Annotated in this window: 27 protein-coding genes; 14 read left to right on the top strand and 13 right to left on the bottom strand. The window is 37.9% G+C overall.

What is annotated here, in order from left to right; translation table 11 throughout:
- Window positions 1-2: 2 nt before the first annotated feature.
- The 3 genes from AC5WOF_RS15015 (at window position 3) to AC5WOF_RS15005 (ending at window position 3,764) form a co-directional block, all read left to right on the top strand.
- Complete coding sequence (locus AC5WOF_RS15015; RefSeq protein WP_496050769.1) at window positions 3-1,457, top strand: nicotinate phosphoribosyltransferase; 1,455 nt, start codon at window positions 3-5, stop codon at window positions 1,455-1,457.
- A gap of 209 nt (window positions 1,458-1,666) precedes the next feature.
- Complete coding sequence (locus AC5WOF_RS15010; protein ID WP_496050768.1) at window positions 1,667-2,233, top strand: hypothetical protein; 567 nt, start codon at window positions 1,667-1,669, stop codon at window positions 2,231-2,233.
- The gene (locus AC5WOF_RS15005) at window positions 2,214-3,764 is read left to right on the top strand and encodes a bifunctional lytic transglycosylase/C40 family peptidase (protein WP_496050767.1); all 1,551 of its coding nucleotides are present in this window, start codon (window positions 2,214-2,216) and stop codon (window positions 3,762-3,764) included. The genes AC5WOF_RS15010 and AC5WOF_RS15005 overlap by 20 nt, the downstream gene beginning before the upstream one ends.
- Before the next feature lie 162 nt (window positions 3,765-3,926).
- On the opposite strand, the gene AC5WOF_RS15000 is transcribed toward AC5WOF_RS15005, so the two are convergent.
- Together AC5WOF_RS15000 and AC5WOF_RS14995 are read right to left on the bottom strand one after the other, a co-directional pair.
- Window positions 3,927-5,018: an AI-2E family transporter gene (locus AC5WOF_RS15000; RefSeq protein ID WP_496050766.1), complete on the bottom strand. Its 1,092-nt coding sequence runs from the start codon at window positions 5,016-5,018 to the stop codon at window positions 3,927-3,929.
- Between the two features lie 156 nt (window positions 5,019-5,174).
- Complete coding sequence (locus tag AC5WOF_RS14995; RefSeq protein WP_496050765.1) at window positions 5,175-5,984, bottom strand: YihY/virulence factor BrkB family protein; 810 nt, start codon at window positions 5,982-5,984, stop codon at window positions 5,175-5,177.
- Between the two features lie 155 nt (window positions 5,985-6,139).
- Between AC5WOF_RS14995 and AC5WOF_RS14990 the strand changes: the two genes are divergently transcribed.
- The 7 genes from AC5WOF_RS14990 (at window position 6,140) to AC5WOF_RS14960 (ending at window position 14,175) form a co-directional block, all read left to right on the top strand.
- Complete coding sequence (locus tag AC5WOF_RS14990) at window positions 6,140-7,468, top strand: helix-turn-helix domain-containing protein (protein ID WP_496050764.1); 1,329 nt, start codon at window positions 6,140-6,142, stop codon at window positions 7,466-7,468.
- Window positions 7,469-7,854: 386 nt separating this feature from the next.
- Window positions 7,855-8,565: a 2,3,4,5-tetrahydropyridine-2,6-dicarboxylate N-acetyltransferase gene (dapD, locus tag AC5WOF_RS14985; RefSeq protein ID WP_496050763.1), complete on the top strand. Its 711-nt coding sequence runs from the start codon at window positions 7,855-7,857 to the stop codon at window positions 8,563-8,565.
- Between the two features lie 15 nt (window positions 8,566-8,580).
- Window positions 8,581-9,783: an aspartate aminotransferase family protein gene (locus AC5WOF_RS14980; RefSeq protein ID WP_496050762.1), complete on the top strand. Its 1,203-nt coding sequence runs from the start codon at window positions 8,581-8,583 to the stop codon at window positions 9,781-9,783.
- A 7-nt stretch (window positions 9,784-9,790) separates the two neighbouring features.
- The gene (locus tag AC5WOF_RS14975; protein WP_496050761.1) at window positions 9,791-10,915 is read left to right on the top strand and encodes an N-acetyldiaminopimelate deacetylase; all 1,125 of its coding nucleotides are present in this window, start codon (window positions 9,791-9,793) and stop codon (window positions 10,913-10,915) included.
- Window positions 10,916-10,936: 21 nt separating this feature from the next.
- Window positions 10,937-11,875, top strand: a complete 939-nt coding sequence (dnaI, locus tag AC5WOF_RS14970; protein WP_496050760.1) for a primosomal protein DnaI — start codon at window positions 10,937-10,939, stop codon at window positions 11,873-11,875.
- Between the two features lie 210 nt (window positions 11,876-12,085).
- A complete protein-coding gene (locus tag AC5WOF_RS14965) occupies window positions 12,086-12,451 on the top strand; it encodes an SH3 domain-containing protein (RefSeq protein ID WP_496050759.1) in 366 nt (121 codons plus the stop codon).
- Window positions 12,452-12,735: 284 nt separating this feature from the next.
- Entirely contained in the window at window positions 12,736-14,175 is a 1,440-nt protein-coding gene (locus AC5WOF_RS14960; protein ID WP_496050758.1) for an erythromycin esterase family protein, read from the top strand.
- Window positions 14,176-14,290: 115 nt separating this feature from the next.
- Here AC5WOF_RS14960 and AC5WOF_RS14955 read toward each other — a convergent pair whose 3' ends face one another.
- The 6 genes from AC5WOF_RS14955 to sufC form a co-directional block, all read right to left on the bottom strand.
- Window positions 14,291-14,542, bottom strand: coding sequence for a hypothetical protein (locus tag AC5WOF_RS14955; RefSeq protein WP_496050757.1), 252 nt, complete (start codon window positions 14,540-14,542; stop codon window positions 14,291-14,293).
- A gap of 138 nt (window positions 14,543-14,680) precedes the next feature.
- The gene (sufB, locus tag AC5WOF_RS14950; protein WP_496050756.1) at window positions 14,681-16,102 is read right to left on the bottom strand and encodes a Fe-S cluster assembly protein SufB; all 1,422 of its coding nucleotides are present in this window, start codon (window positions 16,100-16,102) and stop codon (window positions 14,681-14,683) included.
- Window positions 16,103-16,126: 24 nt separating this feature from the next.
- The gene (sufU, locus tag AC5WOF_RS14945) at window positions 16,127-16,552 is read right to left on the bottom strand and encodes a Fe-S cluster assembly sulfur transfer protein SufU (RefSeq protein WP_496050755.1); all 426 of its coding nucleotides are present in this window, start codon (window positions 16,550-16,552) and stop codon (window positions 16,127-16,129) included.
- Window positions 16,536-17,759 (bottom strand): cysteine desulfurase, encoded by a 1,224-nt coding sequence (locus tag AC5WOF_RS14940; protein WP_496050754.1) that lies wholly within the window; start codon window positions 17,757-17,759, stop codon window positions 16,536-16,538. The genes sufU and AC5WOF_RS14940 overlap by 17 nt, the downstream gene beginning before the upstream one ends.
- Window positions 17,756-19,024, bottom strand: a complete 1,269-nt coding sequence (gene sufD / locus AC5WOF_RS14935; RefSeq protein ID WP_496050753.1) for a Fe-S cluster assembly protein SufD — start codon at window positions 19,022-19,024, stop codon at window positions 17,756-17,758. Before sufD ends, AC5WOF_RS14940 begins: the two co-directional genes overlap by 4 nt.
- A gap of 14 nt (window positions 19,025-19,038) precedes the next feature.
- Window positions 19,039-19,824: a Fe-S cluster assembly ATPase SufC gene (gene sufC / locus AC5WOF_RS14930; RefSeq protein WP_496050752.1), complete on the bottom strand. Its 786-nt coding sequence runs from the start codon at window positions 19,822-19,824 to the stop codon at window positions 19,039-19,041.
- A 420-nt stretch (window positions 19,825-20,244) separates the two neighbouring features.
- Between sufC and AC5WOF_RS14925 the strand changes: the two genes are divergently transcribed.
- Window positions 20,245-20,736: a hypothetical protein gene (locus AC5WOF_RS14925; protein WP_496050751.1), complete on the top strand. Its 492-nt coding sequence runs from the start codon at window positions 20,245-20,247 to the stop codon at window positions 20,734-20,736.
- Window positions 20,737-21,053: 317 nt separating this feature from the next.
- Here AC5WOF_RS14925 and AC5WOF_RS14920 read toward each other — a convergent pair whose 3' ends face one another.
- Window positions 21,054-21,524 (bottom strand): CBS domain-containing protein, encoded by a 471-nt coding sequence (locus AC5WOF_RS14920; protein ID WP_496050750.1) that lies wholly within the window; start codon window positions 21,522-21,524, stop codon window positions 21,054-21,056.
- Between the two features lie 388 nt (window positions 21,525-21,912).
- Between AC5WOF_RS14920 and AC5WOF_RS14915 the strand changes: the two genes are divergently transcribed.
- On the top strand, window positions 21,913-22,194 hold the full coding sequence (locus AC5WOF_RS14915) for a hypothetical protein (RefSeq protein WP_496050749.1): 282 nt from the start codon (window positions 21,913-21,915) through the stop codon (window positions 22,192-22,194).
- 87 nt (window positions 22,195-22,281) lie between these two features.
- On the opposite strand, the gene AC5WOF_RS14910 is transcribed toward AC5WOF_RS14915, so the two are convergent.
- From AC5WOF_RS14910 to AC5WOF_RS14900, 3 genes are all read right to left on the bottom strand, one after another.
- Window positions 22,282-22,668 (bottom strand): TetR-like C-terminal domain-containing protein, encoded by a 387-nt coding sequence (locus AC5WOF_RS14910; RefSeq protein ID WP_496050748.1) that lies wholly within the window; start codon window positions 22,666-22,668, stop codon window positions 22,282-22,284.
- Complete coding sequence (locus AC5WOF_RS14905) at window positions 22,658-22,873, bottom strand: helix-turn-helix domain-containing protein (RefSeq protein ID WP_496050747.1); 216 nt, start codon at window positions 22,871-22,873, stop codon at window positions 22,658-22,660. The genes AC5WOF_RS14910 and AC5WOF_RS14905 overlap by 11 nt, the downstream gene beginning before the upstream one ends.
- A gap of 191 nt (window positions 22,874-23,064) precedes the next feature.
- Window positions 23,065-23,646, bottom strand: coding sequence for a DUF1802 family protein (locus tag AC5WOF_RS14900; protein ID WP_496050746.1), 582 nt, complete (start codon window positions 23,644-23,646; stop codon window positions 23,065-23,067).
- Window positions 23,647-23,830: 184 nt separating this feature from the next.
- Here AC5WOF_RS14900 and AC5WOF_RS14895 point away from each other — a divergent pair, with 184 nt between their 5' ends.
- Both AC5WOF_RS14895 and AC5WOF_RS14890 read left to right on the top strand, forming a co-directional pair.
- Window positions 23,831-24,643 (top strand): EamA family transporter, encoded by an 813-nt coding sequence (locus tag AC5WOF_RS14895; protein WP_496050745.1) that lies wholly within the window; start codon window positions 23,831-23,833, stop codon window positions 24,641-24,643.
- Between the two features lie 85 nt (window positions 24,644-24,728).
- On the top strand, window positions 24,729-25,067 hold the full coding sequence (locus AC5WOF_RS14890; RefSeq protein ID WP_496050744.1) for a YciI family protein: 339 nt from the start codon (window positions 24,729-24,731) through the stop codon (window positions 25,065-25,067).
- A 238-nt stretch (window positions 25,068-25,305) separates the two neighbouring features.
- Here AC5WOF_RS14890 and AC5WOF_RS14885 read toward each other — a convergent pair whose 3' ends face one another.
- Window positions 25,306-25,881 (bottom strand): zeta toxin family protein, encoded by a 576-nt coding sequence (locus AC5WOF_RS14885; protein ID WP_496050743.1) that lies wholly within the window; start codon window positions 25,879-25,881, stop codon window positions 25,306-25,308.
- Window positions 25,882-26,071: the final 190 nt, after the last annotated feature.

Genomic DNA, 26,071 nt, shown 5'->3' with positions numbered 1-26,071 from the left:
CCATGTCGATATCACTACATACAGATAAATACCAACTTACCATGATGTACGCACATTGGAAAAATAAAACCCATAATCATCGTCGCTCTTTTGAACTTTTCTTTCGCTCTCTTCCTTTTGGAAATGGCTATGCTGTTTTCGCAGGGCTCCAGCGAGCTGTAGAGTATTTGGAACAGCTTCACTTTACAGAGGAAGACATTGCCTACCTTCAAAACAATTGCCCTGATTTTGAAACAGCGTTTTTTGACTATCTACGGCAATTCCGATTTCAAGCTGATATCGATGCACTTGCTGAAGGAACTATTGTTTTTGCAGAAGAACCATTACTTCGGTTGGATGGTACGATATTTGAACTCCATCTGGTGGAAACAGCATTACTCAACTTTATTGGTTATCAGACATTAGTGGCGACCAAAGCTGCACGCATTCGCCATATCGCCCCAAAGGATACCTTATTGGAGTTCGGAAGCAGACGAGCACAGGAACAAGATGCTGCACTCTGGGGAGCTCGTGCTACGTATCTAGCAGGATTTGATGCCACCTCCAATTTACTCGCTGGGCAAACATTTGGCATTCCGACGAGCGGAACACATGCCCATGCATGGGTACAAGATTTCCCTAGTGAATTGGAAGCATTCCGTGCGTATGCATTTGCCTTTCCTAACTCCTCTGTATTACTTGTCGACACATATGATACATTGCGAAGTGGCGTTCCAAACGCCGTTCAAGTAGGGTTAGAACTACGAAAAAAAGGATATGAACTAAATGGTATCCGACTTGATAGTGGTGACCTCGCTTACTTATCAAAACAGGCACGTAGGATGTTAGACAAAGCAGGATTAAATCAAACCAAAATTATTGCTAGCAGCGATTTGGATGAAGAAACAATTTTAAATCTCAAACAACAAGGAGCCAAGATCGATGGCTGGGGTGTTGGAACCAAATTGATCACCGCCTATGATCAACCAGCACTTGGTGCAGTTTATAAAATGGTTGCAAAAGAAAATGATGGTACATGGGAACCTACAATCAAAATCTCTTCCAATCCAAACAAGATTTCTACTCCTGGAAGGAAGACCATCTTTCGGATCATCGATCGAGAAACAGAGAAAGCAATAGGCGACTGGATTGCGTCTTATGAACAATTGCTAAAAGAAGAAGAACCGCTTACCTTATTTCATCCCGATCATCCATACAAACAAAAGGTTGTCACCAATTATTTAGCTATCCCGCTTCTGCAACCATTACTCCGAAACGGTAAATTGGTAAAAACTATGCCGACACTAGATGAGATTCGCTCCTACCATCAGGAACAAATTCATCTATTTTGGGATGAGCAGCTGCGTATCTTAAATCCAGAAGAATACCATGTCGATTTGTCCAAACAACTTTGGGAACAAAAACAGACCATGATCGAGCGTATTTATAAAAAAGTTCATAGTAACAAAAAGGGTTGATGCAAATGCTGCATGAACCCTTTTTTAATTTTATCCCCTCTACCAGTAGAGAAGTTTAATATTTAAGATTATTTATGTAGTGTTGAATTTACACTTCTTTCTAGTATGATCTAACGAAAATATATAGCCGACTTCCTAATTATTCTATATACTTGAGCTTAACAGAATAACCTATTTCGTTATCGTTAGAAAAGAAAGAGGAGTGGAAAATGAAAAAAGGTGATATTGCTGCCATTATAATCGGTATCATCGTACTGGTCTTTCTATTTTGGTATCTATTTTTAAGAGACGATACTTCCAAATCAGAAAAAACTCCAGCCCAAACACCTAGTGCAAATACAAATACACAAACAGATAGTTCAACTTCATCTCAAAAAGATGACAGTCTATCACAATTTGGTTTAAGTGATAAAGACATGAATGATTTAAATAACTTTGTAACTGATTTTGCCACCAAATTTATCAGTTATGATAAAAGCAAACCAAAGGAACATTTAGATAGTGTCAAAGACAAGATGACCCCAGAATTATACTCTCTACAAAATCAATTTAATACGAATTCACCCGATATTAAAAATATTTCAGTCAAACAAGTTGACATTGTAAATATTATCCCTAGTAACGAAATGACGAGTGTAAATCTCAATGTAAATGTGACGATCACCACCGTTCAAAATCAAACGGTCACAACAACATACGTAGAGAAGTACCTTCTATCTCACAATTCTGCTAAGTGGAAGGTGGTGTCAGTAGGAGATGCCGAAACAAACGAGTAGCGGTTGGATTGGTATTGCAATTGCAATTATTATGGTTGGCGCTATGTGTTTGGGAGTTATTTCCATTTTGCTTTTAGCCATTTTTAATGATAATAGCGGCTTACAACAACAGTCAGACTCACAGGATGAGGTAGTTATCCCTTTTAAAGATTTATATTTAGAAATAGCAGATAAGTATCCATCTGTACCATGGAATGTGTTAGCAGCAGTTCATCAATTATCACCTGAGTACTCCAAACATATGGAAGCTTGGAACAGCTATAGCGGTTCTTGTTCTTTTTCTCCCGCGCTTGCAAATAAACTAAGTTTTAAAGATCCAACCAAAGCTGTGACCGACACCCTTCGGAAAAGAACATTGGATGCTATCTGTAAATACTCCAAACAAAATGGCATCGATCCACAACTTACTGCTGCTATCATCCAAGTAGAAAGCAGCTGGATTATAGATAACGGTTCAAGTGCTGGAGCTTCTGGTCTTATGCAAGTAATGCCCTTTCACTTTAAAAGTGGGGAAGATCATTTTGATGTAGATACCAATATCATGCATGGTACGCAAGTTTACAAAGATTGTAAAAGTGAATTTTCAACGCAAAGACTAGCACTTGCTTGCTACAATTGGGGTGCTGGTGCACTCCATAACGCTGGTAACACGATACCTCCATCCAATAAAGAAACATATGCATATCCGGGGAAAGTAGAGGCTGCCTATCTTGAAATAAGCTCATCAAGCCCAGCAACTCCTGTAGATACTTCTGGAAATGAAACTGATAAGGACAAAAATAAAAATAAAGTTACAACCGCAGATGTAAAAAAATGGTTAGATAATAAAGCAAAACAACTTGCTGAATTAACCCGTATTCAATCAGATGAAACAAAAGGAAATAAAACTTGTCGAGACAAAGTCAAGAAGATGAATTTAACAATGACTACAGGTTTGGCATGTGCGGTATATATGCAAGCTCCTGCTGATTATCAAAAGACAGATGAAGCCCAATTTGACTACGTAAGTGCCGTAGATAGCAAGGCAAACGAGTTGGTAATGGGCTCTGGTTCATTAATTTTCAGTGGTGCGTCTGGCTTTGGAGCAAAAGTGATTTTAGCAGCCAGTCGATGGAAAGGAACACCATATTCTTGGGGAGGCGGTACCGTAAATGGACCGAGCAAAGGTGTTGACCAAGGTGCAAATACGGTTGGATTTGACTGTTCTCACCTTGTCCAGTATGCAGTCTATCAAGCATCTAATGGAAAAGTAGATGTATCTCCCCCTGCTAAGTCTCAAGCGTTTTCTAAATTGGGTCAAACGGTAGCTCAGTCTAGTGTCGGTGCCATGATCAATATGAACTTACTTAAACCAGGTGACATAATCGCCTTTGATATTGATGGTCCTCCTGGAACTTGGGGTCATATTGGAATCTATATGGGAAATAATCAGATGATTCATGCCCCAAAAACAGGAGATGTAGTAAAAGTAGCTTCTCTAAAAGACTCCTATTGGCAAACCAAACCATGGAAAGTCATGAGATTTGGTTAATCCTGCCAATCAAATAGAAATAAACCTTAATCATAGTAAAAGCGCCATCTTATGAGAATGGCGCTTTATTTTATTTAACAAAGTAGTAGTTGATAATCGTTCGCTTTAAAATTTTTAAAACTATATCTTTTTATAATAAATTTAATTATAATGAGATTAGTCTTATTCTTCGGCTGATTGTACTTTTTTCTCTTGGTTTCTCAACCTAATGAGCTGATAGACATGACTAACAACTACTTTTAGCACTGCGTAGGTAGGGATGGCGAGCAGCATTCCTAAAAATCCTGCTAAACTCCCTGCAACGAGCAATAGCAATATGATGGTAAGCGGATGAACGTTTAAGTTTTTCCCCATCACTCTAGGTGTAACAAAATTACCTTCTACTTGTTGAGCGATAACTGCCACGACCAATACCTTGATAATCATGGAAGGAGAGTGGATAGAAGCGACGATAGCAGCTGGTGCTAGTCCAATCAGCGGTCCAATATAGGGAATTACATTGGTAAACATTGCGAAAATTGCAAGTAATAATGCATACGGCATTCCAATTATGAGATACCCAATAAACACGATCAATCCAATTGTAATAGCAACTAGTACTTGACCTTTGATATAGGAACTCAGGGCGAGATCGAGATCATGTAAGATCGATACTCCATGTTCACGTTCCCTCTCTGGCAAGAGTCGAAGCACATATGGCGCCGCTTTTTCTCCCTCTTTTAACATGTAATACAGAATAAAAGGAACCGTCACAAATACGAGGATGATGTTTGTTACGATACCAAAAAAGCCTGCCAAATTACTGCCGATAGTAGTGTAACTGGTCTTTATATAGTTGACTACACTGTCAGCAATCACATTCCAATCCACATATTTATTCACCCAAGGATTATGGTTTAACTCATTAAATTGAACTTTAGCAGCGTCTAGCATAGAAGGAAAATTATTAATTAATGCTTCAAACTGACTGACAAGTAATGGTCCAATCGAAAAACCCAAGAGGACAAATAATCCTAAGATTACCAAATAAATAATCAAAATGGAGATTCCTTTTGGAATTTTAAACCGAAGCATAAACTTGACGATGGGACGAAACAGATAAAATAATACACCTGAGATGAGAAATGGAAAAAACAAAGTTTGTACAAAAACGACAATGGGTCGAAAGACAAAACTCACCTTACTTCCTAATAAAACGATGAGAAGTAAGAAAATGATGGCATATAAGGTTCGAAAAAACTTAGTTTGCGGCAACTTGTCCCATCCCTTTCAATCTAGCAATTGATTCTACGATTCATCTTAACACAAAGTAAGAAAAACATGATGTTCACATGATTTTCACAAAAATGGCTTTTAGACACAATATAATCTTCTTAAAAAAGAGGATTTCTCTTATTTGAGAAGAACTAATCACTCTGATTTGTTTTCTTCTGCATAGGCGGCATTGATATGACCACCTACGATAAGAACAAGAGAAGAGATGTAAAACCAGCCTGTTAAGATGATGATTCCTCCTAAATTTCCATATACCAATGAGTAATTGTTAAAGGAAGCATAGTAGGAAAAAACAAGAGAACTGAATTGCCACCCAATTGTCGCAAAAATAGCACCAGGTAATGCCTGTACAAATGTTACTTTTGTATGAGGTGCCATGATATACAAACTGAGGAGAACAAGAAACACCATTGCGCTACTGATGAACCAACGAACATATACCCATAAGTGGACAAACCAAGCATCCAGTGCAATTTTACCAAGAAAATAGCTCGCTAAAAGTTGACCAAATACCGATAAGCCAAGGCTGACCAGTAATCCCGCAAGCAACCCAAACATGAGGAAAAAACCCAGCAGAGCTCCTTTCCAAAAACTTCGATTATTGTTCACTTGATATGCAAGGTCCAAACTGCGGATAATCGATTGAAAGGCAAGCGAAGCTGTATAGATGGTTGAAATAATACTAAAAGACAATAATCCACTATTTTGTTCATCTAAAATACTAACCAAATTATTTTCAATTAAATGATAGGTGCTTGATGGAATTACAGGTTTTAATACAGATATTACATTTTCACTACTATATGGTAGGTAACCAATCAGTGTAACTGCAAGTAAGAGAAAAGGGAAAAACGAAAGTAAAATATAATAGGATAGCTGGGCTGCTATATCAAAAACTTGATTATGCTTTAATCGGTAAATTATGGTTTTTAATAAATGTACCAATGAAGTAACCTCCAGTTCCACTTACCTACAATATTGACTGAAATACGGTAGGTTAATCTTTTGAAATCTGTGTAATATTTCTAAAACTCGGTTTTCTTTTGTTTTATAAAAGTTTAATATATTTATGTCCAAACTTTTCCGTTGAGGTGATAAAAATGAAAACATTAGCTCTTCATGAAATGGGGGAAGTAATTCGCAAAGTTCGTAAAGAACGCGGTCTTCGCCTTGAAGACTTAGCGGATGAAAATATTTCTCCTGCTACTGTCAGTAATATCGAACGGGGCGTCGCACATGTCAGCCCTGAAAAAGTAACTTATTTGCTTGAAAAATTAGAATTACCTATGAGCAAACTACCCGAAATGCTTGTCCAAGAACAAGTCGAACTCAAGCGAGTAAAATTTGCTCTTTTAACCATATCCACCTTGCGCCAAATCGGATATGTCGACGATGCGTTAGCAAAATTAGAAGAATTAAAGCTAGACGATAGTCATCCATATATCGCACATGCTTACTTCTATAAAGGCAAATGCTACATGGCAAAAAAGAAATGGAAACAAGCAGAACGATCTTTCTACAATGCGCTGCGCAGTGCTCAACAAAATTCATATCAAGAAAATAATATGGAATCTGCGAGTTATCTTTTACTAGGGGTATGCAGCAACCATCAAGGGCATTTGGAGCAAGCATTAGAGTACATTAACGATGGTCTACTCGCCTTTTATGAAGACGGTGAAATGCAGCATGTCAAACACCTCTTGCATAAACATAAAGGAATCATGCTTCAAAAATTAGGCCGGATAACAGAAGCAATGCAATTGGTTCAAGATTCATGGCACTTATTAACAGAAGTAGATGATATTGAAACTACGCTTGGATTTTACTGGCTTCGCTCTGAATTATCCCGTCGTACTGGCTTGATTGAAGAAGCGATCGAATATGCCGTGGAAGGTATCGATATAGCCCGTAGAAATAAACAATACAGTGCAATGTTCGATTTATGGATCGTTCTTGGAACTATTTACACTGCACAAAAAGATTGGGAAATGGCAGAAAACTCCTTCCTCATGGCTCGCAAACTGGAAGAAAAAATTCCAATTGATCAGCGGTGGGTGACGGTCTACAGCCGTACAGGAGTCCTGTACTTGAAACAAAATAAACTATCTGAGGCATTTGAATACTTCCAACATGCGATTCGATATGCTACTAAGTTTCAAGATGCACCTCAGTTGGTATCCAATTTAGTACTTACTGGTGAACTTTGTCAAATGATGAATGACACAAATAAAGCAATTCATTTCTTTGAACAAGGGATTGAAACCGCTCAAAAATACCAGTATAAAGATATGGAATGGAAAATTTGGTATAACCTAGCTGGCTGCTTTAATGGACAAGACGAAGAGAAGTTCCAACACTGCATGCGCAAAACCTATGAAATTAAAGAAAACATACTAGATGGTCCGAATGAGCTAGGATTGGCAAACTAAAATATATTTTGCTATGGAAGGAACTCCTCTTGGGGTTCTTATTTTTGTATTAGATTACATTCAAATGCATAAAAACAATGTAGGATATTCATAAGAATTTCATTTCCTACTATACTTGAGCAAAAATAAATACAAATAATCCCAGCGAAGATATGCTTGGCTGTAGCGTCCTTTGTTGCTCTTTACAACAGACGCGAAAGACATGCATATCAAGCGGATTTGGAATAAAATGTTAGTGGATTTACTCAACTGGAGTTCCTAATAAACGAATAGTTCTCCAAAAAGTGTAAATGGTTGGAAATGCAATTTATTCATAGAAGACGGTCATTAACCCTCGTATTATGTTATACTTTTGACTTAGATTGATTGGAAAGGATGACGAAAACATGCAGCATTTAAACTCTGAGGAAATAGTTCAATATATAGCAAAATCGACAAAAAAAACTCCTGTTAAAGTCTACATAAAAGGAGACCTTGAGAAACTTTCATTCTCAGATGAAGTACAAACTTTCTTTTCTGGAAATTCAGGTGTCTTATTTGGAAACTGGGCAGATATCGAACCTGTCTTAAGCGAAAATAAAACAGCAATACAAGATTATGTCGTGGAAAATGATCGCCGTAACTCGGGTGTACCATTACTTGATTTAAAAGACATAGAAGCTCGTATTGAACCAGGTTCAATTATTCGTGAACACGTACAGATTGGAAAACAAGCGATCATCATGATGGGCGCTGTGATCAATATCGGTGCAGTAATCGGAGAAGGAACCATGATTGATATGAATGCTGTTGTCGGTGGACGAGGCCATATCGGAAAAAACTGTCATATCGGTGCAGGAGCCGTGATCGCAGGAGTAATTGAACCTCCTTCAGCAGCACCTGTAACGATTGAAGACGATGTACTCGTAGGAGCCAATGCCGTTATTTTAGAAGGCGTGACAGTAGGTCATGGCTCTGTAGTGGCAGCAGGTGCTGTAGTTACAAAAGATGTACCACCAAATGTAGTCGTTGCAGGTACTCCTGCTCGTGTTATCAAAGAAATTGACGAAAAGACAAAATCCAAAACAGAAATCTTAGAAGATCTTCGCAGTCTATAGGAGGTTTCATCAAATATGGCGGATTGGGTCTCTTTGGACCATGAATATATCATGTCCACTTATAGCCGTTTACCACTTGTAATCGATCATGCCAAAGGCAATTATCTTTTTGATATCAACGAAAAGCGGTATTTAGATTTATTCACAGGACTAGCAGTAAATATTTTAGGGCACTCCCATCCGTATTTGATGAATGCGCTGGCTAAACAAGCCGAGCGCTTCCTGCATATATCGAATTTTTTCTATAGTCCTCCAGCTATTCGATTAGCAAAGCGATTGGTAGACAATACGCTCGAGGATGGAAAAGTATATTTCTGTAGTACTGGTGCAGAAGCAACCGAAGCAGCCATCAAAAGCATTCATAAATGGACTAGCAGACAAGAAGAATCCAAAGAAGGAATTATTGTTCTCAAAAATAGTTTTCATGGTAGAACGCTTGGTGCTCTTCGCTTAACACGTCAACCTGGTATTTATCAAGATTTCCCAACACTTCCAATCCGAATTCATGAAGTAGAAATAAATGATATTGCTGGATTAAAAGAAGTATGTGAAAATCATCGTCCTGCTGCTATTTTAGTTGAGCCTATTCTCGGTGCTGGAGGTATCATACCTCTGACACAACAATTTTTACAAACAGCACAATCTCTTTGTCAGGAAAAAAATATGTTGTTCTGCTTGGATGAAATCCAGACAGGTGTTGGAAGAACAGGAACATTATTTGCTTACCAAGCTTATGATTTGCAACCTGACTTGATCCTTTTTGCTAAAGGCATAGGAGGAGGATTACCTCTAGGCGGAATCATTGCAGGGCCGAAACTAAAAAACACATTCCAACCAGGTGACCATGGAACTACCTTCTCTCCATCTCCCCTGTCTGCAGCTTTAGGTAATGCGGTTTTAGATGTATTGCTTGAACAAAAACAACTGGAAAAGGGAAAAGAAGTCGCAGATTTCTTATGGAGTGAATTACAAAAACTGCAAAGGAAATTCCCAGCTCTTATCGAACAGATTAATGGACGTGGAATGATGATTGGAATCATCACCACACTCAGCAAAACAACAATCGAACAACTACGACAGGAATTTTTAGAGAACGGAATCTTAATCAATATTACAGCGGGTACCGTTATTCGATTGTTACCACCTTTGACTTTGACAAAAGAGGAAGTAATACACTTTATCGCTATTTTTCATCAATTATTATCAAAAATGGAGTAAAAGGCATATGACTGTTTCTTTGGACAAATGGATACAAATTAGACGACAATTGCACCAAATACCGGAGCCTGGATACTTAGAAGAAAAAACACAAGCATTTCTTCTATCCCAGTTAAAAGATTTACCTAATATAGAACTAAAAACTTGGAAAACAGGCATTATCGTCAAAGTTGCTGGAACAGCACCACGCAAACGAATTGGTTTTCGTACAGATATGGATGGATTGCCGATTCAAGAAGAAACCGGCTATGAGTTTCAATCCACTCATCCTGGATACATGCATGCTTGTGGACATGATCTTCACATGACGATTGCCCTAGGATTGGTTTACCATTTTTCCTATCATCCTGTGAAAGATGACCTTATTTTTATTTTCCAGCCAGCTGAAGAAGGACCTGGCGGAGCAGAACCAATGATGAAAAGTATCGAGTTTCAATCTTGGAAACCAGATATGATATTTGCCCTGCATATCGCTCCTGAATATCCAGTAGGTACCATTGCTACCCGCTCAGGTATTTTATTTGCTAATACGGCAGAAATTCATATCCAGCTCATCGGAAAATCAGGTCATGCCGCTTACCCACATCAAACGAATGATATGGTAGTGGCAGCAACGCAACTTTTCGCCCAACTTCAAACAATCGTTTCACGTAATGTGAACCCACTAGATTCTGCCGTTCTTACTGTTGGAAAATTAACGGCAGGCACGAAAGAAAATATTATTGCTGGAACTGCTGAATTGAACGGAACTATTCGCACCCTTTCTTTAGAAACGATGAAAACAATGCAACAACGCGTTAAAAATATTGTCCAAGGTATTGGTACGAGCTTCCAATGTGAAGCTATTCTCAATTGGGGTATGCAATATGTTGATGTCGAAAATCACGAAGCAGTCACCAAACAATTTATGAACTGGGTACAAGAAAAAACCGAATATCAATTGATAGAATGTAGGGAAGCGATGACTGGTGAAGATTTTGGTTACTTTCTAAAAGAAATTCCTGGCTTCCTATTTTGGCTTGGTGTGGACACTCCATACGGATTACATCATTCGAAGATTACCCCTGATGAAAAAGCAATTGGTGTTGGAATCGATACGATGATTCAATATTTAGAGGAGATTGGAAATTAGGATGTAGGAGGAATGAACTGGATGAAAGCCTTGAAACAAGTCTCCCCTTTCTCTAGTAATGATGCAGAGAAAGCGAAGCATGCTGTCTTTCAAAGATTGCAGCAGAATAAACAACTCCAATCATTTATGCAAACACATCCAGATATTCCGCTCTCCACCTATTGGCGCTCTATTCCTAACGTAAAACAATATGTTACGGAAAAAACAGCTTGCGAAAGTTGTCGTGGTCTTGAAGGATGTACAAATATAATCACTGGCCATTTTCCAAAATTAATCGAGTACAATGGTTTTTTTGACCTGCAAATGCAACCTTGTCGTTTTCAGCGTGCTGAAGAAGAAGCAAAACGTCGACGTTCTCTTATACGCTGTGAACAAATCCCTTCAGATATCCAAAAGGCAACATTTGAAACATTTGTCTTAGAAGCTAAGCGCGCGAAAGCTTTTCAGGCTGCACTTCATTTTTGTGTCGCATTTCGGGACGATAAAGCGACTAGGGGACTTTACTTGTACGGGGATTTTGGTGTTGGCAAAAGCTATCTGGCAGGGGCTATCATGAATGAACTAGCAGTGTATGGCGTTTCTACATTGATGATTCATACATCTGCTTTGTTTTCCGAGATGAAAAATGCTATCTCACAAAATGGGGAAGGTATCGCGGAAAAATTAGAAGTTGTCAAAACAGCACCTTTGCTGATATTGGATGATATAGGCGCAGAATCTTTAACACCTTGGATTCGGGATGATATTTTAGGTGTCATCTTACAATACCGTATGACAGAACGTTTACCAATTATTTTCACTTCCAACTTAACCTTAGAAGAATTAGAAGAATACTTCTCCAATACTCCAAAAGGCGGCGAGGAACTCATCAAAGGCAAAAGAATCATGGAACGGATCAAACACTTTGTACAACCGATCTTCGTCGACGGAGTCAACCGAAGAACTGAAAACCATATATAAAAAGAAGCTAACTTTTATTATTATGGTTAGCTTCTTTTTTTACTTAAAAGAAACGTGCCCCTACAAATACAAAAAAGAAAATAATAAGCACAAATAGTAAAACAAAATAAAAATTTTTACCCAACCATCTTATCATTTTTGCATTAACCTCTTTCTATCATTTAGAATTTAAATTATATTAATAACATATACAATGAAAGGGGTATCATCATGAAAAAGAAATTACCGATCACAGCAATGTTTACCCTTGTTCTAACTTTATTTGCATTTACTTCCCAAGCTTTTGCCTATCAATTGTATGAGGTAGTAACAAGTACTTCTGGTAACTATATCTATGTACGTGATTATCCATCAACTTCTACAGGAACAATCATAGGCAAAGTATACGATGGCAAAACTGTAGATTATCGTTGTTATACAAAAGGAACAACGGTAAGTGGATACTTTGGCACCAGTAACATTTGGGATAAAATCTACCTTGGAAAAGACCATGCTGGTGTTTCTATTTATGGATATGTTTCCGATACTTATATTTATACCGGTTCGGATGGTGGGTCTGGTCTTCCTTGTCGATAATATCATATATCAAACGAAAAGAGGCAACTTTCCTGTTACCTCTTTTCTCACCTAATTTGCTAATCTTAACACATACATCCTCATATGAATCCCCTCTTCTTACCTAATCGAAGAAGAGGGGATTTTTGTATCTTTACTATCATTAGGGAACCATCAGGAAGTAAAATTCATTCTTTTTACAATTTATTTCAAGCCAATTCATAATATAATTAAACTTTATACAAAACATATAAGAAATCTATAGCTTTTTTCACTATAGTTCATTTAGGAAAGGGAAGAAAACAATGATTTATATAAAAAACAAATTTCATCATACACACAAATTTCTTTGGATGATGGTAATTTGTTTAAGCTTGACTCCCTTTCTGGCGATTTTCCGAGCCCAAGCAGAAAATCCTGAAAATCCGAAATGGCAGCAATGGCTAAAATTGAATAGCCACCCAATTGAAAAAACTCGCCCCGAAGTAGGAGATTATTATAGAGACCTACGCTTTTTGGATCAAGTCCTAAAAAACAAACGGATTGTATTTTTAGGAGAGAGTTCACATGGAGCAGCAGAATTCAATTCTACGAAGGTACGTCTTGTACAGTATCTCCATGAAAACCAAGGATATCAAGTACTCGCATTTGAATCAGGATTAGGGGAATTATTCGCTGTAGATGCTCAAATAGACAAGCAATCAGCCGTACAATCTATGAAAAATGGATTATTTGATATTTGGCAGACAAAAGAAGGCCTGCCGCTTTTTGAATATATAAAGAAAAAAAGCACTACCAAAGATCGTATGCAACTAGCTGGAATGGATATGCAGCCAGTCGGTTCCTATGGGACATTTTTAAACAACTGGTTTCAAAAGATTGATCCTCAGATGGGGAAGTTAGCAAAGCGAACGGAAGAGCGATTTTCCGAGTCTCTCCAGCAATCGGATGCAGAATCTTTTCATGATGACCAGCAGAAAATGATCGAAGCATATCAGATTTTATATCAATTTACGAAACAACATGAAAAAGAATTATCTCAAATCTACCCAAATGAACCTAACTTGTTAAAAGTAACCCAATATGTCTTACAAGATCGCATTCAGTCTGTAACAAAAGTGATGCCCTATTATGTATCCTATAACAACTATCTTGAATCAGGAAATAAGCAGTTAGCTGATCAAGCTTTTGATAACTATTACGTAGCACGTGATCAGGCAATGGCAAAAAATTTGGTTTGGTTAACGGAAAAACTGTATCCCAATCAAAAAATCATCATCTGGGCACATAATCTACATATTCGGAAAAACAATCCGCAAACGCAAAATCCTAACCGAAGGTCTATTAACAGCTTAGGTCATTTATTACCAGCTAATATCAGGCGTCAATCTTATGTTATTGGGCTTTATATGAATCGAGGAGTTTCCGCTTTAAACGATCGTAAACCTCTTAAGGTGCAGTATCCCCATCCAAAAGGAACCGTAGAGTCTATTCTAAGTAAAACAGGCTATCCGAATCTATTTGTCGATCTATCAAAGGCAAAAAAACGAGAGGAAACTTCATGGATGTATACAGAGCGCGGTATTTTAGATTGGGGAGGTTGGGATGAGCAACTCATACCAAAAGATCAATATGATGGGATTTTATTTATCGACCAAGTGAATATGCCCCATTATTTGAGTGATAAATCTACAGATAAAATCATCCCCTATTTTTCTAATATCTCTGATCCGAAAGATAAGTAAGCCCGCCTTCTGATCCTACAGGGCGGGCTTCCCTATTCATCTATTTAAACAATCGATAATCGTCGTGCCCCGTGAAGTGTGCGAATTCGATGATCCACTCACCCACGGGGATGCGTCACACCGCTGAAGTCAGCCCATCCCGATCCAACTCCTCCTCCAATCGCACACCGTTCTTCTTGAGAGCTTCCCACTCTTGGGGGAACAGCTCCTGAAGAGCCTTGAACAGGCGAGTGTTGACCTGACCCTTGTGGTACAACTTGACCATCAGAACCTTCAGCATTTCCTTAAGGGCGTTCAGATCAGCCTCCACTGCGTCCAGCCGATCGACGAAGTCGGTGGTGGAAGTGGTCTGGGGCATCCCGGTCATAATGTTCCTTGTCGACGTGACACTTCAAGTTGCTACTTTGATTATATTTTAGATAACTCAGAAAATAAATATCTCTTCCCCATCATTTCAAGCTAAAAAAAATCCCTTTGCTTTTCGGCAAAGGGATTACACAAACAATTAACCAATCGAACCTTCCATCTCAAACTTAATCAAACGGTTCATTTCAACCGCATATTCCATTGGTAATTCTTTGGTAAATGGTTCGATAAAGCCCATGATAATCATTTGAGTTGCTTCGTTTTCACTCAATCCACGGCTCATCAAGTAGAAGAGTTGATCTTCACTCACTTTGGAAACTGTTGCTTCGTGCTCCAAGATGATGTTATCGTTTTTGATCTCATTGTAAGGAATCGTATCCGAAGTGGACTCATTATCTAAGATCAAGGTATCACATTTTACATTTGCTTTGGAGCCTTCGGAGTTACGACCAAAGCTCGTCAATCCACGGTAGGTTACTTTTCCACCTTGTTTACTGATCGACTTGGATATAATCGTTGCCGTACAGTTTGGTGCTAGTGCAGTAACTTTAGCCCCTGCATCTTGGTGTTGGTTTTTACCAGCTACTGCGATGGAAAGAACGTCTGCTTTTGCCCCTTCACCCTTCATGACAACTGCTGGGTATTTCATCGTCAATTTACTTCCGATGTTACCATCAACCCACTCCATATGTGCACCGCGTTCTGCGACAGCACGTTTGGTCACTAAGTTGTAGATGTTTGGAGCCCAGTTTTGGATGGTCGTGTAACGACAACGAGCGTTATCTTTTACAATGATCTCCACTACTGCACTGTGCAAAGAGTTAGTACTGTATACAGGAGCGGTACAGCCTTCTACATAATGTACAAAGCTTCCTTCATCTGCAATGATTAAGGTACGCTCGAATTGCCCCATATTTTCGGAGTTAATGCGGAAGTATGCTTGCAGTGGTACTTCGCATTTCACACCTTTTGGTACATAGATGAAACTGCCGCCGCTCCATACTGCACTGTTCAATGCAGCAAACTTGTTGTCTGCTGGAGGAATAACGGTACCAAAGTATTCTTTTAGTAACTCCGGATACTCACGAACAGCAGTATCAGTATCGCAGAAAATTACCCCTTGTTCTTCCAGTTCCTTTTGCATGTTGTGATAAACGACTTCTGATTCATATTGAGCAGATACTCCTGCAAGGAACTTTTGCTCTGCTTCTGGAATCCCAAGTTTATCAAAGGTTTGTTTGATTTCATCAGGTACTTCTTCCCATGTTTTCCCTTGGCGTTCAGAAGGTTTTACATAGTAGGTGATGTCATCAAAGTTCAGTTCGTCCAATTTACCAGGCAACAAGGAAAACCATTTGCTATTTAAATTACTTGGCATTGGCATTTTATAAAACTGTTCGAGAGATTTTAGGCGAAATTCCAGCATCCAATCTGGTTCGCCTTTCATTTTGGAAATCTCTTCTACGATTTCACGAGTAAGTCCACGTTTGGCACGGAATACAGACACGTCTTTATCGCGAAAACCATATTTATACTCGGATAGCTCTGGTATCGTAGTCATGAAACGCTGCCTCCTTCTTTGTTTTTATTGCTTTACACCTTTTTCAAGTGCTTTCCAAGCTAATGTCGCACACTTTATTCGTGCTGGGAACTTTGCCACCCCAGTTAACGCTTCAATATCTTCAATCGGAAATTGTTCCGTATCTATTTCTTCTCCTTGCATCATTCGTGAAAAAAGATCAACCAAATGGAGTGACTGATCGACAGTCAAACCTTTTACCGATTCTGTCATCATCGATGCAGAAGCCAGGCTGATTGAGCATCCTTCGCCTTGGAACTTTGCATCCTTTATCATACCATTTTCTACGTTCATTTGCAGAGATATTCGATCTCCGCATGTTGGATTGTTTAGTTCGATGGAGATAGCACTATCATCGAGCTCCCCTTTATTGCGAGGGCGTTGATAGTGATCCATAATAACTCGGCGATATAAATCATCCAAGGAAGACATGTCCGAAATACTCCTTCGTTTTTTGTAACCCTATCACTAGTTGGTCGATATCTGATTCATCATTATATAAATAAAAACTAGCCCGAGCAGTTGCTGTTTCTCCTAGTAATCTCATCAATGGCTGGCAGCAGTGATGTCCAGCACGAACGGCAATACCTTCCGCGTCCAGCACTGTTGCAACGTCATGTGGATGAATGCTATCTAAGTTAAAAGTAACAGCTCCAATGCGATTTTCCAATGGGCCAAAGAATCGAATTCCATCAATTTGGGATAATTTCTCTAAAGCATAGGCTGTTAATTTGCGGTCATGAGCTTCTACTTGATCCATGCCCACTTCTTGCAAATAATTGACAGCTGCTCCTAAACCAATTGCACCCGCGATAATCGGAGTACCACCTTCAAATTTCCAAGGCAGCTCTTTCCACGTAGCATTTTCTAGGTCAACATGGTCAATCATCTCTCCACCAAATTCAACTGGCTCCATCTCTTCTAACAGATGCTCTTTTCCATATAGTACTCCAATACCAGTAGGACCCATCATTTTGTGACCAGAAAAAGAAAGAAAATCAACATCCAGGTCTTGTACATCTACTTTCATATGAGGAACACTCTGTGCTCCATCAACTGTTATAATGCCCCCAACTTCATGCACCAACTTGGCAAGTTTTGCAACTGGGTTGATAGTTCCAAGTACATTAGAAACATGTTGGATCGCAACAATTTTTGTTTTATTGGTTATGAGCGGACGTACTTTCTCCAAAAGAATCGTACTATCTGTTTCTAACGGCATATATACCAATTTTGCGCCTGTTTGTTTTGCAACTTGCTGCCAAGGAATGAGATTGGCATGATGCTCAGCGGGACTGAGCAAAATCTCATCTCCAGCTTTGCAATTCACCAAAGCATAACTACGTGCAACAATATTCATACTTGTTGTAGCTCCGCGGGTAAAAATGATCTCCTCACGCTTTTTCGCATTGATAAACTTTTGTACTGTATCCCGTGCACCTTCATAAGCATCTGTCGCTCTTGTACCAAGCGTATGCACACCACGGTGAACATTGGAATTATACCCTTGGTAGTAAGCTGCTACTTTCTCGATCACACTGTTTGGTTTTTGAGAAGTTGCTGCACTATCCAAATATACAAGGGGATGATCGTTTACTTGCTGAAATAGAATGGGAAAATCCTTTTTCCATGGGTTCATGATGTAAATTTCCCTTCAATAGTCTCATGAATACTTTCACGCAATGCTGCTGATGGGATATCAGCGATAACGGTATCCAAGAAACCTCGAATGATCAATTTAGAAGCTTCCTCTTTCGAAACACCTCGAGACATCAAATAAAACAATGTCAAAGGATCGATACGACCTACACTAGCAGCATGACCTGCCGTAACATCATTTTCATCAATCAATAAGATTGGATTAGCATCTCCGCGCGCTTCAGGGTCCAACATTAACACTTTACCTGTCTGCTGCCCATCGGATTTACTAGCACCTTTCTCAATCTTAGTGATACTGTTGATGATACTGGTCGCTTTATCTTTCATCACAGATCGTGCTTGAATATCACTTGTGGTATGGGTACCAAAATGAAGAATCTCAGAAGTGATATTGGAACGCATTTCACCAGCACCAAAGGAAACGGATTTTACGTCTACATGTCCGCCAGTTTCTTGGAGATTTGTAGTACTCTTAGAGATAATTCGGCCATCGCTGAGATCTGCAACAATCCATTCCATATCTCCATCTCGTCCTACTGTTGCAAAACGATTCATCACATCTACAACTGTGTTCCCAAAGTGACTGACGGTCGCAACTTGAACTTTGGCACCTTGTCCGACAAATGCCTCGATCACACTATTACTAACAGCCGCATCACTGCTAGTACTCAAGAAGTTTGTTATGATCTCTACTCGGCTATTTTCTTCTGCTACGATTAAAACATGCGGGAATATCCCAGCCTTTTTTCCATCTAACCAAAAAACAGCTTGCAATGGCAGTTTGATGGAAACATTGCGCGGAACATATATAAATGCTCCTCCTTGGCTAAATGCTTGGTGAATCGCAGCCACCCGATCCGTAGTATCTTGTCTAAAAAGATACTTTTCCAATAATGTTTCGTGTTGCTTGTATGCAGTTTGAAGACTGGTGAAAATAACACCTTGATCCAAGTCTTTTTCTGTTTGATACACCACTGCATCGTTTTTTTGCACCAACACATTACTATCTTCCAAGATTAATCGACTGACCGCATCGGGTAATTCATCTGCTTGTTCAACCTTTTCACTTGTCTGGTATAACTGAAACTCAGAAAAATTCCATCGATCAATATTCGTTTTTTCTAATTTAGGCAAAGGAAGTGAATCGATTGCACTAAAAGCTTCAAGTCGTTTTTCCAATGCCCACTTTGGTTCATTTTGAGCTTGGGATAATCGGCTAATTTCTTTGCGACTGAATACACTCATTGTTGGCACCATCCTTATACCCTATGTCCAACAGTTTCATCTACAATGCCCAGCTCTTCTTTTACCCAATCATATCCCTCTTGCTCAAGACGTTCAGCTAATTCTGGACCACCAGATTTCACAATTTTGCCTTGCATAAATACGTGTACATAGTCTGGTTTGATATAGTTCAACAAGCGTTGATAGTGGGTAATAATAATCACACCTCTATCAGGACTTCTCATTTCATTTACACCAGCTGCAACAATTTTTAATGCATCTATATCAAGACCGGAGTCGATCTCATCCAAAATGGAGAAAGTAGGTTTTAACATCATCATTTGTAGAATCTCATTTCGTTTCTTTTCTCCACCTGAAAATCCTTCGTTTAAATAGCGGGTTGCAAATGATTCATCCATATCTAATACTTCCATTTGTTTATCCATTTCACGAATAAACTTCATCAATGAAATTTCATTGCCTTCTCCACGCTTTGCATTGATCGCACTACGCAAAAAGTCAGAGTTAGTAACTCCACTGACTTCACTTGGATATTGCATCGCAAGAAACAGTCCAGCACGAGCTCGCTCATCTACTTCCATCTCTAATAGGTCTTCGCCATTGATGGAAACATTTCCACTCGTTACCACATACTTTGGATGTCCCATCAAAGCAGAAGCAAGAGTACTTTTCCCTGTGCCGTTTGGACCCATAATCGCATGGATTTCTCCACCATTTACGGATAGATTCACACCTTTCAAAATTTGTTTATCTTCAATCGAAACTTGCAGATCCCGAATACTGAGGTTCGGTGTTGACATAGTCGCATTCCTCCACGCACTTTCCACCTATATATGAAAATAAGGTAGTTTTCTCATTTTTGTGTAGCCTAAATTAGATTGATTATCATGTGATTCTCATTTTATTCTAACGTAGACACTCCCATAGATCAAGGTGATCTTGATTTACCAATAAATCAGGAAGAAACAAAAAATTAATAGTAAAAAAATTCCTTTTTCAATGGGATGATTATTTTTTAATTAACAAAAGATGATACATATATTTTATATAATTACTTTGTTATTTATAATAAATTTCCACTTTATATTCACGCATTGCTCACATTATTTTATGCCCACTTTTTATGAGAATAGTGTACAATAGAAAGTATCTTTTGAAAGATTCTCTCTTCATTATTCTCTATTTTGGGGGAAATTTTGTAACAACTGGGGGCAGAAAGGATGAAGAAGTATAATTTAAATACAGCTGATGTTAGTGTTAACCATTATATTCAATCTAAAAATGTTATTTATTTACGTTCTAAAGACAAAAAAAAATTCCAAATTCATGAAAATAATGGTAACTATGAGACATATACCGAGCAAGACTACCTCAACAGTTTAAATAATCGCAGATTGCTCCGCACATGGGAAAAATGTCGATCTCAAGTAAAAGTTGCTCCTCATCTACCTGAGATTATTAAGGTAATTATTTATGAAAACACTTTTGATGATTTAGAGAAACTAGTTATCAAATCACACGAAGAAAGCAGCACATCTTCCATTAATTCCCAATCTATTCGACAACTATTTTCCAAAATGAAAGAGATTGCTCTCCTCATAAATAGAGATATAGATGCAGATTACTGGACTGAATTGACAGATTTCTTCCAAACCTGCATGACTCTTCAAATACTTAATGAGTCGTTTGAACGTACTTCCAAAGGGCATTAGTTCTTTGCATTCTTCATCCTCTCCATTTTTTACAACTTCCAAACAAATAGGATTTCCTATTTAATTGAACTCATATGGTGAATTATATTTTCCAATTGCTACACTTTAATAACACTTCTATACTGCATAAATATTCCAATACATTTATAAAAGGTATTTTTCTTTTATCTAAAAAAACCAGTCAAATCCCTATACAACAGGGAAAATTGACTGGTTTTTTTCTCTCCGCAGATAAAATAGTTTATCTTATCTGCAAAAGGCAGGCTATGCATCTGTCTGCACTTTTAGCCTTGCTAATTGGCTAGTTTTCTTTACATCTACAATTCTGTTGTTACTGTCTGCAAATATTCCTCATGAAAATACTCAATTACCTTTTCCATCATTACTTTTCTCGTTAAGATCCCGACAAACTGATGACGTATATCAATTATTGGTATATACGAGCGATTTACCAATACTTCAAAAGCAAATGAAAAAATGGAGTTGGCCATAATTCCCATGTGATTCCGATCCATTGCATCCAATACACGATACTCTTTTAATTTCGAAAAATCGAGCTCTTGTGTCTTATTAGGGTTAATGAGAAAATCCAATATATTCGTCTTACTGATAATCCCTTCAACCTTACCATCTGGATGAATGACTGGTACGGAAGTTGTACCTTTGCGAGTTAATACAATTAGAGCTCGCTCCAGTGACCAATCTGGTTCTAATACAACCACTTTCTCTTTCGGAATAATTAACGGAGTAATCTCTTTTGTAAACAAAAGGTCGGCATTTTTATTCATAAATCATAGTACTCCCACTTCCCTTTAACCGGGTTAATCTTCTGTACTTCCGTCCGTTGTTTGAGGGAATAAACAGTCCTACAATATTTATGGTACCGCTTTCTTCTGTAGATTGTCAATACATTTTCTGTAAAATTACAATATTACATCGCTAACTCTACGTCTTTTTTTCATTCATTTTTGTATCCCAAAGTTCAAATACCCTTTTATGTATCATGGTAAACTCTGTATTTGTTTCATAAGAAAAAGCCCTTATCGGGGCTATCTTCTTTATCTCCATAGGTATGCTTTTGAAAAGATAATCATGCATTCCTTTACAAACCTAAAATATGTTCAAAAAGTTTGGTATAATGAAATTGTTGTATTTTCTTAAGAGAGGATTTTATATTTGGATACACAAAAAAAAGAACTTATTAAAATGGTATTATCGATTATCAAACAAATTTATCAAAAGACTTTACAATTGGAAGAAGTTTTCGGCTCACAAAGCATACATATTTTCCCTAAAAGCTATGATCCCCTCAAAGAGTTAATGGAGTTATTACATATTTCAGGTGAAGAGTCCGTGCTAGTATCAACACTAGTTGGTATTTACTTAGAAGGCGATATGACAGTTGATGAAATCATAATTGAATTGGAAACATTGACTGTACAAAATGTAATTGCATAAGCATAAAACCAGACATATGATAGTCTGGTTTTCTTTCTTTTAATAAAAATCCGCCATTCACGACGAGTTTCCTCCATTACAAAACTATTAAGAAATTCCATTTTTGATTAAAGTAAATGATTTATCTAACCATTCTTCCATGTTTATCATAGGAGTATGAAAGAGTACACAGTAAATATATGCACCACTTATCAGATCGATAAGCACATCACTGTTTACGTCGCTGCGAATCTCACCTCTCACCTTTCCTCTTTCCAACAAAATATTATATGCATGTCTTCTAGGTATTAAAAAATCTCTTTTATACTGCTCCCATAATGATGAGGTACTCAGCATACCAGCTATCATCTTATGTGGTGCATTTTCAGGGGTATTTAATGATTCATTCATAGAATGAATAATTTCTTTCAGCAAGATACGTAAGTCTTGCATAGTATTCCCTGTATCAGGAATTTCAGTTTGCTCAGAAGCCACCCCCAAAAGCGTCTGAAATTAACTCATCTTTATTCTTCCATCTGAGATAAATCGTAGGCTTACTAACTCCAGCACGGCTTGCAACATCATTCATACTAAAATTATTCATTCCATTTTCGACCAACAAAGATCGTGTAGCTTGTAGGATATCGTTATTAATTTTTTCATCTCGTGGTCTTCCACGCTTTGAAACTTTATTATCCAATCTATCACCTCATTGTTACGAAATTTCTTTACTATAGTGTAAATAAAATCATGAATCAAATATTATGAAGAAATTTCGGATCAATTTCGTGATGAATTTTTACTCTTTTCATGCGATTAATCTTCTTTATATTTCCGAAAATAAATTTTTTCAAGTTTACTCTATATCAAGTATAAAAAAGAGCGGGCTTATTAGCCCGCTTGTAAACTCTGCTTTATATCTGCTACTTTTTGTGCAAATGCTTCATCAGACAAGACTGGATGAGCTTCTTTTCCTTGAACACTCTCCGCCGGTAAGCTCAACCAAGATTTGCATCCGCCATACTCAGCTAGCATTGGAATTTCCACTGGTTGCTCTAGTTGGTAAACACGAAGTAACAACACATGTAATGGAAGTTTCTTTTTCCATTTTAACCGTTCTGCTGCAAATTCGTTAGTCCAGATATGATGAGGATTGAGTGCTTTTAGTTTTTCTTCATCTAATAACTCCATGTCTTCATATAACTCAGCGTAATACTTCACCATTACTTGTTTATCTTCTGGAGACCAATTTTTGATGCTTTTTGCAATATTCCCTTGATACTCCTCTTTCAACAGCTCTGTTTTCTGATGCTCATATGCTGGAAATAAAAAGAAGCTATCATTAGTTACTTCAAAGTGGCGGGTTTCTTCATGAATTCCACCTTTTCTGAGCAGCATGATTTGCGTTCCTTTGCCAAGCTCGTCCAACGTTACAGCCCAATCACGTAATGCTATATGTGTATTTGTTTTCATTTTATAAACCTCTCTATCCTCATCTATCCACCACAAAATAGAAATCGCTTATCTTCATCAACATCTCCAATGTTACCACAAAACTAACTTCATCAGCTAATAGGTCGATAAAAGATAAATTGATTGATTACATAATTGTCTATAATAAAATTAAACTATCTTTTTAGTAGGAGGATTACTATTAATGTGGCTCTTTCTAGCCTTTCTCTGCTTTTTTTTCAATGGATTGAGTGCTTTTTTCTTTAAGATCAATACGATGAAAGGCGGTACATCAGAAAAACTGCTTTTTGGTTTCTATCTATCCGGTTCCTTGGGATCATGCCTTTACCTTTTTTATACCCAGACTTGGGATTGGAATTGGAATACCCTTTTAGCCGGGATCATCATAGGACTAGCTGCGACATTAGGTAACTTACTATATAGCAAATCAGTCTATATCGGTCCTGCTGGCTTAACAGCAACCGTTGCACATAGTCACGTCATATTGATAGTGTTTATGTCTATCTTCCTTTATTCAGAATCTCTAAATTGGTTTGAAGGATTGGCTATTCTATTAATCATCGTTGCCATTTTACTACTTCCATTTGATCCAAATCAAAAGTTACGCATTCAAAATAATCTGTGGTATCTCTCTGTTGGTGTTGCTTTTATTGGCTTTTTTATTCGAAACGGCGGGTTAAAGATTACAGAGGAAATCCATCTCAACAATAATCCCATTATTTTTCTTTCTTATGTATTTGGATTGATCTGGTTTTCTACTACCTTATGGCTAAACCGAGAAAAACATCTTAAAACAACAGGTATATTCTTTGGACTATTTGCAGGAATACTCTCCTTTGGTATGATGCAAACTTTAGCAATTGCATTAAAACTTGGACCTGCCAGCATAATTTCACCAATTGCGTCGGCTAATGGACTGATTGTTGCAGGACTATCGTATCTCATTTATAGAGAAAATTCTCGAAATTTCAATTTATATCATTCATCTTATTGTTAATAGGGATTATCCTTATCAACATTTATTGAACCTCTAACTTAATCATTGTAAAATAGTATGTATTTAAGATACAAAGAGATAATTGATGATTCAAATAAATGCTTGCTTAAAGGAGCTGATTGTCATGCAATTTTTGGTCCTTGCTTATGACGGAACGGATTCAATGGCGAAGGAACGACGCTTAAAAATGCGAGCTGAACACATTTCATTAGGGGATAAATTGGTGGAGAGCAAAAATATGTTGTTTGGAGCAGCTATATTGGAGAATGATCAAATGATAGGATCTATGTTAGTCGTAGACTTTCCAACACGTGAAGATGTGGATACATGGTTAGCATTGGAGCCATATGTAATAGGAAACGTATGGGAAAAAATCGAGATAACCACCTGTAGAGTTGGCCCATCTTTTGAAAAGATTTTGTGAGAGGCTTCCAACCAGCTCGCAATAGAGGTGGGTTAGAAATAAGAGTAGAAAAAACAACTGGCCAACAAAAGAACAACATCATTAAGGATGTATAGAGCACCTTCATATCGGTATACATGGTACCCATTATCTTCCGCAGTCACATTGTCATTGTAAATTTTCTGCTCAAGTAGAGTAATTATTTTAGTTGCTGAATGGATTGGCTAACGCCAATTCCACTCAGCAAACGCGGTTCAATTTAGTTATTTTTGATCTTTATTGAACCTGCACCCAATTGCTTTAGGATACGGAATGTTCTTGGAAGATCTTGCACACATTCCTCAAATTTTTCTGGTTCGACTGTTCTGTCCCGTGCTTCATTACGTTGACGTGCGATTTCTGGATTTACGTCAATAAGGATCGAAAAAATGTAATAACCAGCTCCCATTCCCTCTATCATCTTAGTACTACGTGGCACTAGAAGTGAGCCGCCAGTTTGGAAAATGGCCCATCGTCCATACTGAATAGCTTCCTTAAATTTCTTGTCTAGCTCCGCCCGGGTGGAATCAAAATACTTATCTGGATTCTTTTTATCATAATCCGAAGGGAAATAGAGATCAGGATCAAGTTGATCCATTTCCTTTCCGAAGACGCTAAAAAAGAACATTTCCAACTTTTTTACGATAGTACTCTTCCCCGCTCCTGGCAAACCGAACATGAACACCATAATCGGTTCATTCTTTTTATATTTTTTCAGCACGTACAAGAGCTTTACCCGATTCCAAATGTTCAAATCTGGATTACGGAGAATAAGGAAGACTAGTTTTAGATTCATGTGAATCTCTTTTCTCTTGTATCGGTCATATTCCTTAATTAATTCAAACATATTCAAAATAAATAAACAACCTTATCCGAGCAAAAGAGAGGATTCTTTGCCTATTAGTAAAAAACCCCTAAGTACCAAAGTACTTGGGGGTTTGAATTATTCCCTGAAAACCGAAGAGTGAGTAACACGCCTGATTTAG

Source organism: Shimazuella sp. NTD250 (assembly GCF_059510375.1).
This window is presented reverse-complemented; position numbering and strand designations above follow the sequence as displayed.